At 71.3% G+C, this 15,680-nt stretch carries 9 protein-coding genes; 5 read left to right on the top strand and 4 right to left on the bottom strand.

Annotated features, from left to right (window positions below):
* On the bottom strand, positions 1-1,368 hold the full coding sequence (locus HUS56_RS06455; protein ID WP_173922585.1) for a threonine/serine exporter ThrE family protein: 1,368 nt from the start codon (positions 1,366-1,368) through the stop codon (positions 1-3).
* Between the two features lie 121 nt (positions 1,369-1,489).
* Here HUS56_RS06455 and HUS56_RS06450 point away from each other — a divergent pair, with 121 nt between their 5' ends.
* Together HUS56_RS06450 and HUS56_RS06445 are read left to right on the top strand one after the other, a co-directional pair.
* On the top strand, positions 1,490-3,004 hold the full coding sequence (locus HUS56_RS06450) for a leucyl aminopeptidase (RefSeq protein WP_173922584.1): 1,515 nt from the start codon (positions 1,490-1,492) through the stop codon (positions 3,002-3,004).
* A gap of 126 nt (positions 3,005-3,130) precedes the next feature.
* Positions 3,131-5,782 (top strand): DUF4062 domain-containing protein, encoded by a 2,652-nt coding sequence (locus tag HUS56_RS06445; RefSeq protein ID WP_173922583.1) that lies wholly within the window; start codon positions 3,131-3,133, stop codon positions 5,780-5,782.
* 8 nt (positions 5,783-5,790) lie between these two features.
* Here HUS56_RS06445 and HUS56_RS17455 read toward each other — a convergent pair whose 3' ends face one another.
* A complete protein-coding gene (locus tag HUS56_RS17455) occupies positions 5,791-8,814 on the bottom strand; it encodes an AAA family ATPase (RefSeq protein WP_173922582.1) in 3,024 nt (1,007 codons plus the stop codon).
* A 275-nt stretch (positions 8,815-9,089) separates the two neighbouring features.
* On the bottom strand, positions 9,090-9,794 hold the full coding sequence (locus HUS56_RS06435) for a pyridoxamine 5'-phosphate oxidase family protein (RefSeq protein ID WP_254431319.1): 705 nt from the start codon (positions 9,792-9,794) through the stop codon (positions 9,090-9,092).
* An 87-nt stretch (positions 9,795-9,881) separates the two neighbouring features.
* On the opposite strand from HUS56_RS06435, the gene HUS56_RS06430 reads away from it, so the two are divergent.
* Complete coding sequence (locus HUS56_RS06430) at positions 9,882-11,342, top strand: PLP-dependent aminotransferase family protein (protein ID WP_254431318.1); 1,461 nt, start codon at positions 9,882-9,884, stop codon at positions 11,340-11,342.
* Positions 11,343-11,420: 78 nt separating this feature from the next.
* On the top strand, positions 11,421-13,580 hold the full coding sequence (locus tag HUS56_RS06425) for a S9 family peptidase (protein WP_254431317.1): 2,160 nt from the start codon (positions 11,421-11,423) through the stop codon (positions 13,578-13,580).
* 62 nt (positions 13,581-13,642) lie between these two features.
* On the opposite strand, the gene HUS56_RS06420 is transcribed toward HUS56_RS06425, so the two are convergent.
* Complete coding sequence (locus HUS56_RS06420) at positions 13,643-14,251, bottom strand: dihydrofolate reductase family protein (protein ID WP_173922579.1); 609 nt, start codon at positions 14,249-14,251, stop codon at positions 13,643-13,645.
* Positions 14,252-14,363: 112 nt separating this feature from the next.
* Between HUS56_RS06420 and HUS56_RS06415 the strand changes: the two genes are divergently transcribed.
* The gene (locus tag HUS56_RS06415) at positions 14,364-15,680 is read left to right on the top strand and encodes an FAD-binding oxidoreductase (protein WP_173922578.1); all 1,317 of its coding nucleotides are present in this window, start codon (positions 14,364-14,366) and stop codon (positions 15,678-15,680) included.

Raw genomic sequence — 15,680 nt, 5'->3', positions numbered from 1 at the left:
TCAGAGCGCGGGGCGCTGCATCCGGTTCGACACCACCGAGCCGGCCAGCACCCCGAGCGCGATCGCGACCATGGTTCCGATCGTGGCCACGAGCGTGTTCGTTCCGCCGGCATCGCCGCCCAGGACATCAGCCACCCCCACCAGGCCGAGCGCGCCGGGGACGAGGAGCCAGAAGGCCGGAATGAAGCTCACCCGAGCAGCCGGACCGGTCGGCTGCATCGCCACGAGCGCCGTGGCGGGGGGGACGAAGAGCGCACCGACGAAGGCCGACAGCACGCCACCGAGAAAGACGTCGCCGATGACCTGCGCGCCGTACGCGACGTACAGCACGAGCAGGATCCAGGGCAGCGACCTGAGGGTGGCGCACTGGTGCACGGTGATACCCACCCCGAAGAGGGCGACCGCGATCCAGGGTGCGATCGGGCCGAGCGCGTCGGGCTGCTCGGCGAAGTCGAAGTGGGGCACGCCGACGAGGGCGGCGGCGGTCACGATGCCGGCGCCCAGCAGCACGAGCTGCATCCCGCCGGCGGCCAGTCGAGCGGCGCCCGAGATCATCTGACCGGTCGACAGCTCGATGACGGCGGTCGTGAGCAGCGAGCCGGGCAGCAGCACCACGAGCGGCGCGATGAGCACGGGGATGAGGCGCGAGCCGAGCCCCGCATCGATCAGCAGGAACACGACGAGCGAGACGCCGAACGCGATCGCGACGGTGATCAGCGCGCTGTACCGGTTCGGGACGCGCTCGCTGACGAGGAGAGCGGCGCCCACGGCGACGCCCAGGCCGGCGGCGATCGCCACGCCGGCCCACGTGGTGCCCAGCATGACCGAGAGCGCCGCGCTCACGAGCAGATACCCGAGCACGCGGAGGAAACGGCCGTACGGCGGCGACATCTCGCGGATCCATCGGACGCGTTCGATCGTCGATTCGGGCCCGAGCGCCCCGATGCGCGCCGCGTCCACCGTGCGCTGCAGCTCGTCGACCTGCTCGAGCAGGAGGCTGCCCTCGCCGCTCGAGACCGCGCCGGTGCGGGGGTCGTCGCCGTCTCCGCGCGCGGAGACGAGCAGGGCGGTGGGGAACACGACCACCTGGCTCGCCGGCAGGTGGTTCACCCGGGCGATCTCCTCGAGGGCCTGGCGCACCGTCACGACGGAGTAGCCCGCGGCGATCATGGCGTCGCCCACGACCTCGGTTGCGGCCAGCGTGGCCGCGGCATCGGGTCGGCCATCGGGCGTCACCGGGACCGCGCCGGTTCTCACCGCCTCGCGAGCGCGTTCCTCGATGCTCCGTTGCGCTCGCGGACGCAGGGCGAGGAACAGGAGCGCGGCCACCACGAGCACCGCCGTTGCGATGACCGTGCCCAGATCCATGGCCCCCAGACTACGAGCCCGCCCGGGCCGTTCGGTGCGAGTCGCTGGGCCGGACACTATCCGGTCACCCGGCCGAGGGGCTACGGTTCGTTCGATCGCTCCGTTGCGAAGGAGGCGTCCCATGCCCCACAGTCCCGCCAGGCTCATCCCCGAGGGCTTCAGCGCCATCCCGTCGCTCGACGCCGTGCCCTTCGTGTCGGTGGTCGGGGACCTGGACGCGTCGAAGCTCGACACGATCGCGCTGCTCGTGACGAGCGACGGGGAGCTGCCACCCGGCATCGCCCTCGATCGAAAGCAACTGGCCCGTGCCGGCTTCGAGGCCGAGCCCGGCAGCACGTTGGTGCTCCCCGGCGGCGAAAGGCCGCGGGTCCTGGTCGGGCTCGGGCCGTCCGGCGAGCTCGATGTGACCGCCCTCCGAGACGCGGCGGCGGCGGCCGGCCGGGCCACCACGCGGTTCTCGCGTGTCGGCGTGCGGGATCCGGGGGTCGGCACGTCGGACGCCGCGGCCGCCGGTCAGGCGCTCGCTGAAGGCGTGATCCTCAGCCGCTACCGCTATTCGCCGCTGCAGCGGGCGCCGAAGGACACGCGACTCGAACGGGTGGAGCTGTTGATCGACGGGATCGACCGAGTCGCGGCATCCCGTGGCGTCCGGGCCGGCGTGATCACCGCTCGCGCCACGAACCTCGCCCGCGACCTCTCGAACACGCCGCCCGGGCATCTCACCGCGGCCGACCTCGCAGACGTCGCCGTCGCACTCGGTTCCCGGTTCGGGTTCGACGTGGAGGTGTTCGATCGTGCGCAACTCATCGAACTCGGCTGCGGCGGCCTGCTCGGCGTGAACGCCGGCAGTGCCGAGGAGCCGCGCATGGTGAAGCTCCACTACTCGCCGCCCGAGGGATCCACCGGGCACCTCGGACTCGTGGGCAAGGGCATCATGTACGACTCGGGCGGCATCAGCCTGAAGCCGTCCGACCCGATGCACCTCCTGATGACGATGGACATGGGAGGTGCGGCATCCGTGCTCGCGACCTTCACCGCGCTTCGTGCGCTGCGAGCCACCGCAACCGTGACCGGCTGGCTGATGTGCACCGACAACATGCCGTCGGGCTCGGCGTACAAGCTCGGCGACGTGCTCACCGCCCGTGGTGGCACGACGGTCGAGGTGAAGAACACCGACGCCGAGGGACGGTTGGCCCTGATGGACGCCCTCGTGCTCGCGAACGAGGAGGGCGTCGATGCGATCGTCGACATCGCGACGCTGACCGGGGCCGCCCTCATGGCGCTCGGCCCCTCGATCGCCGCGGTCATCGGCAACGACGCGACGTTGCTGCGACGAGTGAAGGAGGCCGCGGCCACTGCCGACGAACCCGTGTGGGAACTGCCACTCGAGAAGCGGTACCGAAAGCAACTCGACTCGGATGTCGCGGACATCTCGAACCTGGGCGGTCCCTACGCCGGCGCCACGACCGCGGCGCTCTTCCTCGCGGAGTTCGTGGGCGAGACCCCGTGGGCGCACCTCGACATCGCCGGCACGATGCAGTCCGAGAAGGACGAATCGTGGCGCTCGAAGGGCGCGACGGGGTTCGGGACCCGGATCCTCATCGACGTCGCGCGCGCGTTCCAGCCGTTCCGTTGACATGCCCGCGACACGATGCCGGGCGGACACCCCCGATCGGGTGCTGGACGAGCGACCGATCTGAGCGCACAATGACGCCATGGGGCGTCGACCGGGATGCACCCGACGACCGCAGGCGCCGATCCCATGAGCGACGCCGCGAAGCTCCGCGTCATTCGAACTCCCGACCAACGCCTGCGGGTGTTCGTGAGTTCGACGCTGAAGGAACTCGAACCCGAACGGGTCGCCGCGCGCGCCGCGATCGAGCGACTTCATCTGGCGCCGGTCATGTTCGAGCTCGGTGCCCGGCCGCACCCCCCTCGAGAGCTCTATCGCTCCTACCTGGAGCAGAGCGAGGTGTTCGTCGGCATCTACTGGCAGCAGTACGGATGGGTGGCGCCGGGCGAGGAGATCTCGGGTCTCGAAGACGAGTTCCGGCTCGCGCCCCGGGAGATGCCGAAGCTCATCTACCTGAAGCGGCCGGCCGAGCGAGAGAAGCGGCTCGACGAACTCGTGGCGCGCATCCGTGACGACGACACGACCTCGTACAAGTCGTTCACGACGGCGGAGGAACTCGCCGAGCTCATCGAGGCCGATCTCGCGATCCTGCTCGCCGAGCGGTTCGACGCCGCGCGCGCTGCGGTCGAGGCATCCGATACCGGCTCGGGCGCGGGTGAGGCGGATGACGCCGCCGACCATCTGCCGGCGTCACCCGACGAGGTGCTCGGCCGCGAGCTGGAGCTCCTGACCCTGCTCGAGTGGCTCGGCGGGGAGGACCCCAAGCGACTCGTCACCCTCGTGGGACCCGGCGGCATCGGCAAGACACGGCTCGCGATCGGGGCCGCACGGCTCGCCGGCGAACGGTACGACCGGGTGACGTTCGTGGCGCTCCAGAACGTCCGCGACCCCGAGGGAGTGGTGCCGGCGGTCGCGCGGGCGCTCGGCGTGCGAGAGGACGGCGGCCACCCGACACTCGAGCGGATCGCGCACGCGCGCGCCGGGCGACGGGATCTCATCGTGCTCGACAACTTCGAGCAGGTGATGGAGGCGGCCCCGCAGGTGGCCTCACTGCTGACCGAACTCGCCGACGCCACGGTGCTCGTCACCAGTCGCGCGCGGTTGAGGTTGCACGGCGAGCAGGTCTTCGACGTCGAACCGCTGGGGCTGCCGACCGACCCCGATGCCGTGTCGCTCGCCGAGGTCGCCGAGGCGCCCGCGGTGCGCCTGTTCCTCGAGCGGGCGCACGCGGCCGACTCGCGGTTCGACCTCACGGTGCAGAACGCCGAGGATGTCGCTCGCATCTGCCGTGCGCTCGACGGCGTGCCGCTCGCCATCGAGCTCGCGGCCGCGTGCATCCGCGTGCTCACGCCCACCGCGATCCTCGCGAAGCTCGACCAGATGCTCTCGCTGCTCGCGACGGCCGACCGCGACGTTCCCGAGCGTCAACGCACGATCAGAGCGACGGTGGAGTGGAGCATCGATCTGCTGAGTCCCCAGGCGCGTGCCCTGTTCGTGCGGCTGGGCGTCTTCGTCGGCGACTTCAGCCTCGACGCGGTCGAGGCGGTCGCCGCTGGTGAACCGTGGGCCGTCGATCTGCCCGGCACGCTCCTCGAGCTCGTGGACGCGAGCCTGCTGCGGCAGCACGAGGTCGACGGGGCTCCGTTCTTCTCCATGCTCGTTCCGGTGCGCGAGCTGGCGGCCGCGCGGTTCGGGGACGAGCCCGGCGTCGAGGGGATCCGCCGCGCTCACGCTGCCTTCTACGTGCAACTCGCGAAGGAGATCGAGCCGTTGCTGCGCGGGCCGACCCAGCAGCGTGCGGTCGAGCGCCTCGAGGCGGAGCGGGACAACGTGCGGGCGGGCTACGGGTACCTGATCTCGATCGGCGAGGTCGACACGGTCGCCGACGCGGTGTGGCGACTGCTGCTCTTCTGGTGGATCCGGAACCTCCTGCCGGCCGCGAAGGCGTGGACGGACCGCCTCCTCCAGAGCGGGGCACCCCTCTCGGGCCGGAGCCGCGCGATCGCGCTCACCTTCTCGTCGTGGGTCACGCTGTCCCATCCGGGCAACGAGGTCGATCGCGAGAATCTGCACGAGGCGGCCCGGCTGTTCCACGAGGCGGGCGACCGCTTCGGCGAGGGCGCGGCCCTGACGGTGCAGGGCATCGCCTGCACCACGGCGGCCGTTCCCGATCTCGATCACGCCGAGGAGCTCCAGCGCCGGGCCTTCGAATTCGTCACCTGGGAGGAGGACCCGAGCTTCAACACCCTGTTCCGCGGCCAGCTCGGCAGCATCGGGCTCATGCGCGGTCGTGCCGCCGAATCCCTCGAGACCTTCGACGAGGTCATCGCGGATGCGGTGCGCATCGGCGATCACTTCGTGGAGATGATCGAGCTCACGAATGCCGGATGGGCGCGGCTCGCGCTCGGTGAGCCGCGCCCCGACCTGTTCGCACGGCATCTCGAGTTGTCGCTGCAGCTCGGCAACGAGGAGGGCGCCGGCCACGCGGTCGAGGGCTTGGGCGCATGCGCCCTCGTGGTCGGCGACATCGACCGGGGCGGCGTACTGTTCGGCATCGTCGACACCCTGAGGACGCGCATCGGCAGCGTCGACCAGCGCACGTACCCCACGTCGGGACCGATCGTCGAGCGAGTGCTCGCATCGGATCGGGCAATGGAGTTCGAGGCGTCACGTGTGCGCGGGCGTTCGATGTCGCGTCGCAGCGCCATCCGATTCGCCCTGGGGCACACGAGCCCCCCGGTCACCGTTCCCGCCTCGCGTTCGCCGGCGCACGACGGGTGACGACCCGCTCAGCGCAGCGCGCCGGCCCGGTAGACCGCTTCGGTGCGCGTCGCCGCACCGAGCTTGCGGAGGATCGCCGAGACGTGCACGCTCGCGGTCTTGCCGCTGATGAAGAGCCGCTCGCCGATCTGCCGGTTGCTGAGCCCCTCGGCGATGAGTTCGAGCACCTGCCGTTCGCGTGCGGTCAGCTCGGCCGTCGCCGCGGCATCGGCATCGGATGCCGCGGAGCCGGCGATGCCGCCGGTCGGCACGACGAAGCCCGCGCCGCCGCCCACTCCGTCGAGAGCGATGCCGGCTGTCGAGGCCAGGCGCAGGATGCGGTCGTGCACGGACGTGACGCCGCCTGTCTCGGCGAGCTCGAGCGCCGTCTGCAACGACGTGCGCGCTGCAGCACGATCGGCGACCGCCAGCTCGGCCTCTCCTTGGCGGAGCAGCGCGTAGGGCACGAGGAATCCGGGCGCGGCGGGCGCGGCGACCGCTTCGACGGCGACCCGCCATGCGGCGATGTCGGTGCCGGGCACGCCCGCGCCGGCACCCTCGGATGCCGCGGCCAGCTCGGCCTCGAACAGCGGCGCCCAGACCGCATGCGTCGGCCAGTAGTCGAGCCGCTCGAGCAGCGATCGCAGCCGCGGCACCGCCTCGTCGACCTCGGCGGCGATGGACTCGGTCACCGAACCCGGCCGGGCACGCACCGCCGCAACCACCCGCGCGGCGACCCAGAGGAACGGCAGCGCGTACCCCGCGAGGGGCTTGAGCTTCTCGAGGAGGATCGCGCGGGCCTCGCGCCAGGCGCCCGGAAGATCGTCGTTGGCCAGGGCGAGCTCGGCGGCCACGCGGCCCGCGGAGAGCCGCGTCTGCATCTCGACCTGCATGATCGCGGCCATGGTCGGTCGCACACTGCGATACAGCTCGTTCGCTCGCTCGGTATGCCCCCGCCAGAGCATCGCCCAGATGCGGGCGCGCTGCATGTACACCGCGAAGGGGGCGGTCGGATCGAGCGCGAGGGCACGCTCGATGAGCTTCTCGGCGCGCTCCCACTCGCCGAGCGCGAAGAGCGGATCGACGGCGTTCGACGCGAGGATGACTCCGGAGCTGCGCTCCACACCTTGGGCGCGCGATGCCGCGAGCCCCTCCTCGGCGAGGGCGACCGCCTCGTGGTACCGGCCGATGAGGTAGAGCTGGTCGGAGGCGTTCACCCAGTATCGGAGGAGCGCAGCACCATCGCCGTCCGCGAGCTCGCGGGCTCGCTCGACCATGGCGAGGCCGTTCTCGACGTCGCCGCGATCGGCGCGGCTGATTCCGGCGATGTTCGTGGCGATCGACGAGTACCGGGCGGAACCGATCGCGTCGGCCACCTCGAGCGCGCGGTCGGCGAATTCGACCGCATCGTCGAGGCGCCCGTCGATCATGAGACGACCGGCGAGGGCGGTGAGCGTCGTGGCGCGGAGGTCGCTCGGGCCGGTGTCGCCGCGCGCGTCGAGCGCGGCGAGCGCCTCTTCGAGCACCTCGATCGACCCGGGCCGGCCGACATTGGCGAGGTAGAGCCCTTTGTCGCGCAGCAGCCGCGGGTACTGGGGATCGTCGACCGGGCACTCGGCGAGCGCCGCCTTGACGAGCGCGAGACTGCGCTCGCCCTCACCGGCATTACGGAGGTGCGAGGCCGTGCGGCCCATCAGCTCGAGCTTGCCCATGCCGGCTGCGCCGACGGGATCGGGCACGACGTCCCAGAGGGACAAGGCGCGCTCGCCGAGCTGGGCCGCAGTCGCGTAGGCGGCGGCCGCACGTGCCTCGCGCATCGCCTGCATCGTGGCGGGGGACGCCCGAGCATGGTCATGCGCCCCGAGCCAGTGGTAGGAGATCTCGGCGGCGAGCCGGCGGGTGCCGGCGGCGGCGGCCCGCTCGTAGGCCTCGGCGTAGCGGGCATGGAACCGTGCCCGCTCGCCGGGCAGCAGGTCGGAGAGGATCGCCTCGCGAACAAGCGCGTGCCGGAACGCGTAGTCGTCGCCCTCGATCGTGAGCACGCCGGCGTTCACGCACTGACGTGCGGCGGCGTCGAGCTCGTCGGCCGAACCGGTGTAGACCTCGGACAGCAGTGCATGCGAGACCCGCACTCCACCGGTCGAGATGAGGCGCAGCAGTTCTTGCGCTGACTCGGGCAGGCGCTCGTATCGGGCGAGCAGGAGCTCGCGAAGCGTGTCGGGCACGAGGCCCTCGTCGCTGCAGCCGTCGATGCCGACGAGTTCTTCGACGAAGAAGGGGACCCCGTCGCTGCGGCGGTACACGGTGTCGAGGGCGGCGTTGGTCGGGGCCTCGTCGACCATCATCGACCGCGCGAGCTTGCGCACCTGCGCCTTCGTGAGTCGACCGAGGTCGCGGCGCTCGACCCAGCGGTCGCGCTCGGCCTCGGAGAGGAAGTCGCGCACCGGATGCCCCCGCGTCACGTCTTCGGTGCGGTATGTGAGCACCGTCAGCACCCGGCTGGAGCCGAGCGCCCGGGTGAGGAACCGGAGCAGCGCGAGGCTCGCCGCATCGATCCAGTGGAGGTCTTCGATGACGAGCACGATGGGGCGCTCGCGCGAGAAGGTCTCGAGCAGCACGGCGATCGCCTCGTGCAGCTGGCCGGTGGCGACGCCCGACGAGGACTGGGGGCCGACGGGCGGCGTCGCGGGCAGTGCGGGGGCCGGCTCGGCCGCGGCGAGCTCGGGGAGCAGCGCGACGAGCGCGACGCGGCCCGGGCCGACGGCCTCGAGCACCCGTTCGGCACCCTCGTCGGCGATCAGGGTGCGCAGCGCGGTCTTGACCGGCGAGTACGGCGAGGCGACGCTGCCGAGGTCGACGCACTGCCCCGCCAGGAGCCGCACGTCGTCGGGAAGACCGGCCTGGAACTCTCGGATCAGGCGCGTCTTGCCGATGCCCGCCTCGCCGCCGATGATGACGGTGAACGGCGCACCGGCGCGCACCTCGTCGAGTCGCTCGTTGAGCCTCGCGAGGTCGGCGTCGCGACCGATCATGGCCGGCGCTGACGTGGTCATTCATTCATGGTGCCACGGCCCACCGACACCGTGGGGAGCCGAACGCCGCCTGATCGCTGCCGGCTGAATCGCGACGACGGCATCGGATGACGGCGTCGCGGGTCGGCCCGTTCTCGGGCGGCGGTGGCAGGGTCGGTGCTCAGAAGCGCAGGGTCGGCGTGCGGTGGTAACCGTCACGTCGGAACTGCACGAGCGCAGTCGTGAGTGCCGCAGCGGCGAGCACTCCGAGGACGATCATGGTCGCGAACATCGCGCACCTCCTTCCATCTTCTCCATCAGGTGAGTCTGCGTTCCGCGCCGGAGTCTGTCGTCAGGGCGACCACCGATTGCGGCGTCGGGGTTCCCGCGCGAGTCAGCGGCGACGGCTCGGGCATGCCCCAGGTGCGTACGAGCGGCACGACCCCGGCCCAGACAGCGTGGTCCTCGCCGTCGTCGGGCTGCTCCGACGGCCCGCCCGCGCGCACCTTCATGACCACGTCGTCGAGCGCGAGGCGGAGCACGCGCGTCGCCGCGATCTCCTTCCGGGTCGTCGACCGCACCTCGGCGGCGCGCCCGGGCATGAGGCGCTCGGCGAGCGCGAGCAGCGCGGCATCCGCTCGCTCGTCGGAAACGGGCTCGAGTACGCCGTACACCACGGCGCTGCGGTAGTTCATCGAGCTGTCGAAGAGCGAGCGTGCGAAGACGAGGCCGTCCAAGGCGGTCACCGAGAACGCGACGGTCGATCGAGCGGATGCCGCGCGCAGGGCGAATCCGCCACCCGTCGAGCCGTGCAGCAGCAGGTGATCGCCGTCGCGAGCGTAGCCGGTCGGGATGACCACAGGCTGGTCGTCGACGACCGCGGCGAGGTGGCCGACGAGCTCGTCGTCGAGCAGGGCGAGGAGCGCGTCGCGATCGGCGGTCTGCCGTTCCGCGAGGCGGCGGATGCGCCGAGGTGCGGTCGCTCGCGCAGCGGTGGTGGTCGTGGTGGTCGTCGGGGTCACGCTGCTAGTCTCGCGAGCATACTGGTTCGGCGAGCAGTCCAGTTCGCGCAGCATCCACCAGTCCAGTCGTGGAGAAGAGGGGCATCCGTGGACGGACCGATCCTCGTCATCGATCGCGACGCGGCACGGCCGATCGGCGCGCAGCTCGTCGACGGGCTGCGCCGCGGAATCCTTCGGGGAGCCCTCCGGCCCGGTGATGCGGTCCCGTCGACGCGAGCCCTCGCGGCCGAGCTGGCGGTCTCGCGCAGCGCCGTGGTGACCGCCTACGAGCAGCTCGCCGGCGAGGGGTACCTCGAGATGCGGCAGGGAGCGGCGACGCGAGTCGCCGATCTTGCCCGAGGCGCCACGCCATCACCCGACCCCGCGATCTCGGTCGACCCCGCGTCATCCGACACCGCGTCATCAGGCACCGCTCCCCGATCGCGGGCCGAGGAGGTCGCCGGCCCCGCGTCGCCGCGCATCGACCTGCTGCCGGGCCGCCCGGCCACGCTGCGCTTCGACACCCGGGCATGGCGGGCCGCCTGGCGCACGGCCGCGGCCCGCGACATCCCCTCCGAGTCCCCGCCGCCCTTCGGCGTGCAGCGCCTGCGGGAGCAGATCGCCGACCACCTGCGGATCGCCCGCGGGATCGAGTGCGACGCCGCCGACATCGTCGTGACGGCGGGCACCAGTGAGGCGCTGTCCCTCAGTTCGTCCGCCCTGGCCGTCGCAGTCGCACGTCCGCCCGTCATCGCCGTCGAGCATCCCGGCTACCCATCGGCGCGACGCACCCTCGAGCTCCATGGCGCGAGCACGGTTCCCGTGCGGGTCGACGCCGACGGCCTCGACGTCGGTGCGCTGCGACGGATGCCGCAACCGCCCGACGCGGCGATGGTCACGCCGAGCCACCAGTACCCGCTCGGTGGGCGCCTGCCGGTCGCGGCTCGGCTCGAGCTGCTCCAGTGGGCCCGCGAGGCGGAGGCGATCGTGCTCGAGGACGACTACGACAGCGAGTACCGGCACCTCGGACCGCCACTGCCGGCGCTCGCCTCGCTCGACGACGCCGGGCGCGCGGTGCTCGTCGGCAGCTTCTCGAAGGTACTGACGCCATGGCTTCGCCTCGGGTACCTCGTCATGCCCGAGAACCACGAGCTCCGCGCCGCGTACGCTCGCATGCGCGCCGACGATCGGTGCCCCGTTCCCGGGGTCGTGCAGGACGCGGTGGCGACCCTGCTCGAGAGCGGTGCCGTGCGTCGCCACATCGCAGCGACGCGGCGCGACTACGCGCACCGGCGCGCACTCGTGCTCGAAGCACTCGACGGGCTGCCCGGCGCGCCGCTGTCGGGCCTCGACGGCGGGCTGCACGCGGTCGTGCGCCTGCGAGAGCTGGCGGCATCCGATGCGGTGATCGCCCGGCTCGCGGCCGAGGGCGTCGCGGTGGCACCCCTCGCCGAGTACTCCGCCGTGCCCGGCGACGAGGAGCCCGGCTTCGTCATCGGCTACGCGGGGGTCACCGACACCCAGCTCGCCGAGGGACTCGCTCGCATCCGCGCGGCACTGCTGACCTGACCGATGTCCCGGGCTCGTGAGAAGGGGCGCGAGGCTCCGGCGAAGAAGGACGCGAGCGCGCGGAGTACCGTTGAATTCGTGCTCACTCCTCCCAGACCCGAGAAGCGACCGATCCAACGCGTGCACCACGGCGACGTCTTCATCGACGAGTACGACTGGCTGAGGGCCAAGGAGGATCCCGCCGTCATCGCGCACCTGCACGAGGAGAACGCCTACACCAGGGCACGCACCGAGCACCTGGCGATCCTCCAGGAGCAGCTCTTCGAGGAGATCAGGGATCGCACGAAGGAGACCGACCTCAGCGTGCCGACGCGCGAGGGCGACTGGTGGTACTTCTCCCGCACGGTCGAGGGGCGCCAGTACGGCATCCACTGCCGAGTGCCTGCGTCGGGCGACGACTGGGAGCCGCCCGTGCTCCCCGAGACCACGGGCGATGAGCTGACGGATGCCTCCTACGAGCCGCTTCCCGGCGAGCAGGTGCTCCTCGACGACAACGTCGAATCCGAGGGCCACGAGTACTACGCACTGGGCAGCTTCGACGTGAGCGCCGACGGGTCGACGCTCCTCTACGGCATCGATGTCGAGGGGGACGAGCGCTACACGATCCGGCTGCGCTCGCTCGACGGCTCGGGCCGCGAGTACGACGACGTCATCGAGGGCACGGCCGCGGGTGCGGTGTTCGATCCGAGCGGACGGTACGTCTTCTACGCGACGGTCGACGAATCGTGGCGCCCCGACACCGTCTGGCGCCATGAGGTCGGCACCGCGGCATCCGACGACGTCTCGGTCTTCCACGAGCCCGACGAGCGGTTCTGGCTCGGCGTCGGGGTCACGCGCAGCCGGAGGTTCCTCATGATCGAGGCCGGCTCCAACGTCACGAGCGAGACGTGGCTGCTCGATGCCGACGATCCGGCGGGCGAGTTCCGCGTGGTCTGGCCGCGCAAGGATGGCGTCGAGTACGACGTCGAGCACGTGGTGGCGGGCGGCAGGGACCGGTTGCTCATCGTGCACAACGACGACGCGGTGAACTTCGAGCTCGTCAGCGTCGCGGCATCCGACCCGCAGGGACCCCGACGGATGCTGCTGCCGCACAACCCCGAGGTGCGGCTCGAGGGCGTGGACGCGTTCCGCGACTTCGTGGCCGTCGAGTACCGGCGCCAGGGCCTGCCCCGGGTGGCGGTGGCCAAGGTGCCCCCGGCCGGACTGCCCGCGGATGCGACGCCCGACGACACGCTGCACGAGCTGCCGTTCGACGAGGACCTGTTCTCGGTCGGCGTCGGCAGCAACCCCGACTGGCAGCAGCCGACGCTGCGGATCGCGTACTCGAGCTTCGTGACGCCGACGACCGTGTACGACGTGGTCGTCGCCACGGGCGAGCGACGGCTGCGCAAGCGCCAGCCCGTGCTCGGGGACTACGATCCCTCCCGCTACGCACAACGTCGGGAGTGGGCGGAGGCCGACGACGGAACGCGCATCCCGGTCTCCCTCGTGTACCGGCACGACCTCGTCGAGCTGGGCACGCCCGCACCGACGCTGCTCTACGGCTACGGATCCTACGAGCACTCGATCGACCCCGGCTTCGGGATCCCCCGGCTCTCGCTGCTCGACCGGGGCATGATCTTCGCCGTCGCGCACGTGCGCGGCGGGGGTGAGATGGGCCGGCTCTGGTACGAACGCGGCAAGAAGCTCGAGAAGCGCAACACGTTCACCGACTTCGTCGCCGTCGCTCGCCACCTGATCGACAACGACATCACGGCAGCCGATCGTCTCGTCGCACAGGGCGGCAGCGCGGGCGGGTTGCTCGTGGGTGCGGTCGCGAACATGGCGCCGCGGTACTTCTCGGGGATCCTCGCGGAGGTGCCGTTCGTCGACCCGCTCACCTCGATCCTCGACCCGTCGCTCCCGCTCACGGTGATCGAGTGGGACGAGTGGGGCAACCCGCTCGATGACGCCGAGGTCTACGCCTACATGCGGTCGTACTCCCCGCTCGAGAACGTGCACGAGAACCACTACCCGCCGATCCTGGCGGTGACCTCGCTCAACGACACGCGGGTGCTCTACGTCGAGCCCGCGAAGTGGGTGGCCCGCCTGCGCGACGCCGGAGCCGATCCGCTGCTGAAGGTCGAGATGGCCGCAGGGCACGGCGGCGTCTCGGGCCGATACTCCGCGTGGCGCGAGCGGGCGTTCGCGTACGCGGGGGTCATCGATCGGGCGAAGGCGCATCCCAGCGGCGAGTAGCGGGCCGCGACGGATGCCCCGTGCACGCGAATCTCGGTCACGCCGGGCAGCGGCGACCGCCGTCAGCGCACGGCGTCGTACGTGATTTGGGTGGCGAGCTCGTTGTGCAGCACGTCGACCGGCTTCAGCCGCAGGTCGTCGAACCCCTCGAAGAGTCGCTCGCCCGCACCCAGCGTGATCGGCGAGATGCTGACGATGATGCGGTCGATGAGACCGGCGGCGAGGTACTGGCGAACCGTGCTCGCCCCGCCGGCGATCGAGACTCGGCCGCTGCCTGCGGCCGCCTTCGCCTGTGCGAGCGCGTCGTGGATGCCCGTGGTGACGAAATGGAACGTCGTTCCACCCTGCATCGCGACCGGGTCGCGTGGGTGGTGGGTGAGCACGAACACGGGCCCGTGATACGGCGGCTCGTCGCCCCACCACCCCTTCCACTCGTCGTCGGGCCACTCGCCCCGAACCGGTCCGAACATGTTGCGCCCCATGATGTAGGCCCTCGGAGCGAGGATCTGGTCGACGATCGACTGGTTCGCGTCGCGCTGCCGGAACATCCAGTCGTGGAGGCGTTCGCCGCCGATGCCGAGCGGGTCTTGCCGGGTCTGGTTCGCCCCGGCGACGAAGCCGTCGAGTGAGATGGACAGGTTGGCCGTGACCAGGCCGTCATCGAACGCCATGGCGGTACCCTACGCGCTCCCTGTGACACCCGCCGATGCATGCGAATGCAGCGATTCAGCGCTGAGCGAGCATCCGTGACGGATGACGGTGGTGTTTGTCAGACTGCCGCTCATGTCCATCCTCTCCGACCTGAGTGAACGCGTTCCGGGCCGCACCTTCGGCCCCGGTTCCCCTGAGTACGACGGAGGTCGTACCGTCTTCTACGGTCCCGGCGATCCCGAGGCCGTCATCCGTCCGACCACGACGGCCGAGGTCGCCGCCGCCGTCCGAGCGGCGATCGAGGCGAACCAGCCGATCTCGGTGCGAAGCGGCGGCCATGGCAGCATGCCCACCACCGAGGGAATCCTCATCGATCTTTCGGCCATCAACGAGATCGCGGTGCACGATGGCGCGCTGGTCACCGTCGGCGCCGGTGCCCACTGGGGCGATGTCGCCACTGCCCTCGCACCGCACGGGTTGGGAATCAGCTCCGGCGACACGCTCAGCGTGGGCGTCGGCGGCCTCGCCCTCGGCGGCGGCATCGGCTGGCAGGTGCGAACGCACGGGCTGACGGTCGACCTCGTGCGCGAGATCGAGGTGGTGACCGCAGACGGAGCCGTCGTCACGGCGAGTGCCGAGTCGCACCCCGACCTCTTCTGGGCCCTTCGCGGCGGCGGCGGCAACTTCGGTATCGCGACTCGCTTCACGCTCCAGGCGTCGCCGGTCGACGGCATGGTCGGCGGCCACGTGTCGTTCGACCAGTCCGAGGTCGGCGCCGTGCTGCGCGCCTGGCGAGACATCACGGTCTCCTCACCCGACGAGTTGAACTCCACGCTCGTCGTGATGCCGGCGCTCATGCCCGAGATGCCGGCCGGGCCGCAACTCGCGGTGGCGCTCCAGGGCACCGAAGACGAATTGCGGCGCCTGCTCGAGCCGCTGCTCTCGCTGCCCTCGGTGACCGACGTCTCGCTCGGTCCGGTGCAGTACGGCGAGCTCCTCGAAGAGGGGCCCCCAGGTCGGCCGCCGTTCCGCTTCGTCGGCGGCAACGGATTCGTGCCCGACGTCTCCGACGAGCTGCTCGCCGCGGCCGAACGCGCGTCGGCCAGCGAGGTGCCCACCATGGTGATGCTGCGCGCGCTCGGCGGCGCGTTCTCGCGGGTCGCGCCCGACGCCACGCCCATCGCGTTCCGCGATGCGCAGGCGTTCTTCATCGTGAACCGCCTCATGCCCGCCGACACCACCGATGAGCAGGCGGCCGCCGTGCAGGCCGAACTCGATGGGGCGCTGCGCTTCACCTCGGGCAGGTACTCGAACTTCACCGACACCTTCGGTGACGCGGTGCTCGAGACGATCTACCCGCCCGAGACCCTCGCCCGCCTGCGGCGGGTGAAGGCCGAGGTCGACCCGGGCGACGTGTTCCGCCCGCCGCATCACCTCACGCCGGCGTAG

The sequence above is a fragment of the Agromyces sp. Marseille-P2726 genome (genome assembly GCF_902809835.1).
GTDB lineage: Bacteria > Actinomycetota > Actinomycetes > Actinomycetales > Microbacteriaceae > Agromyces.
The sequence above is the reverse complement of the archived record's forward strand: the minus strand, read 5'-3'. Positions and strand labels throughout refer to the sequence as shown.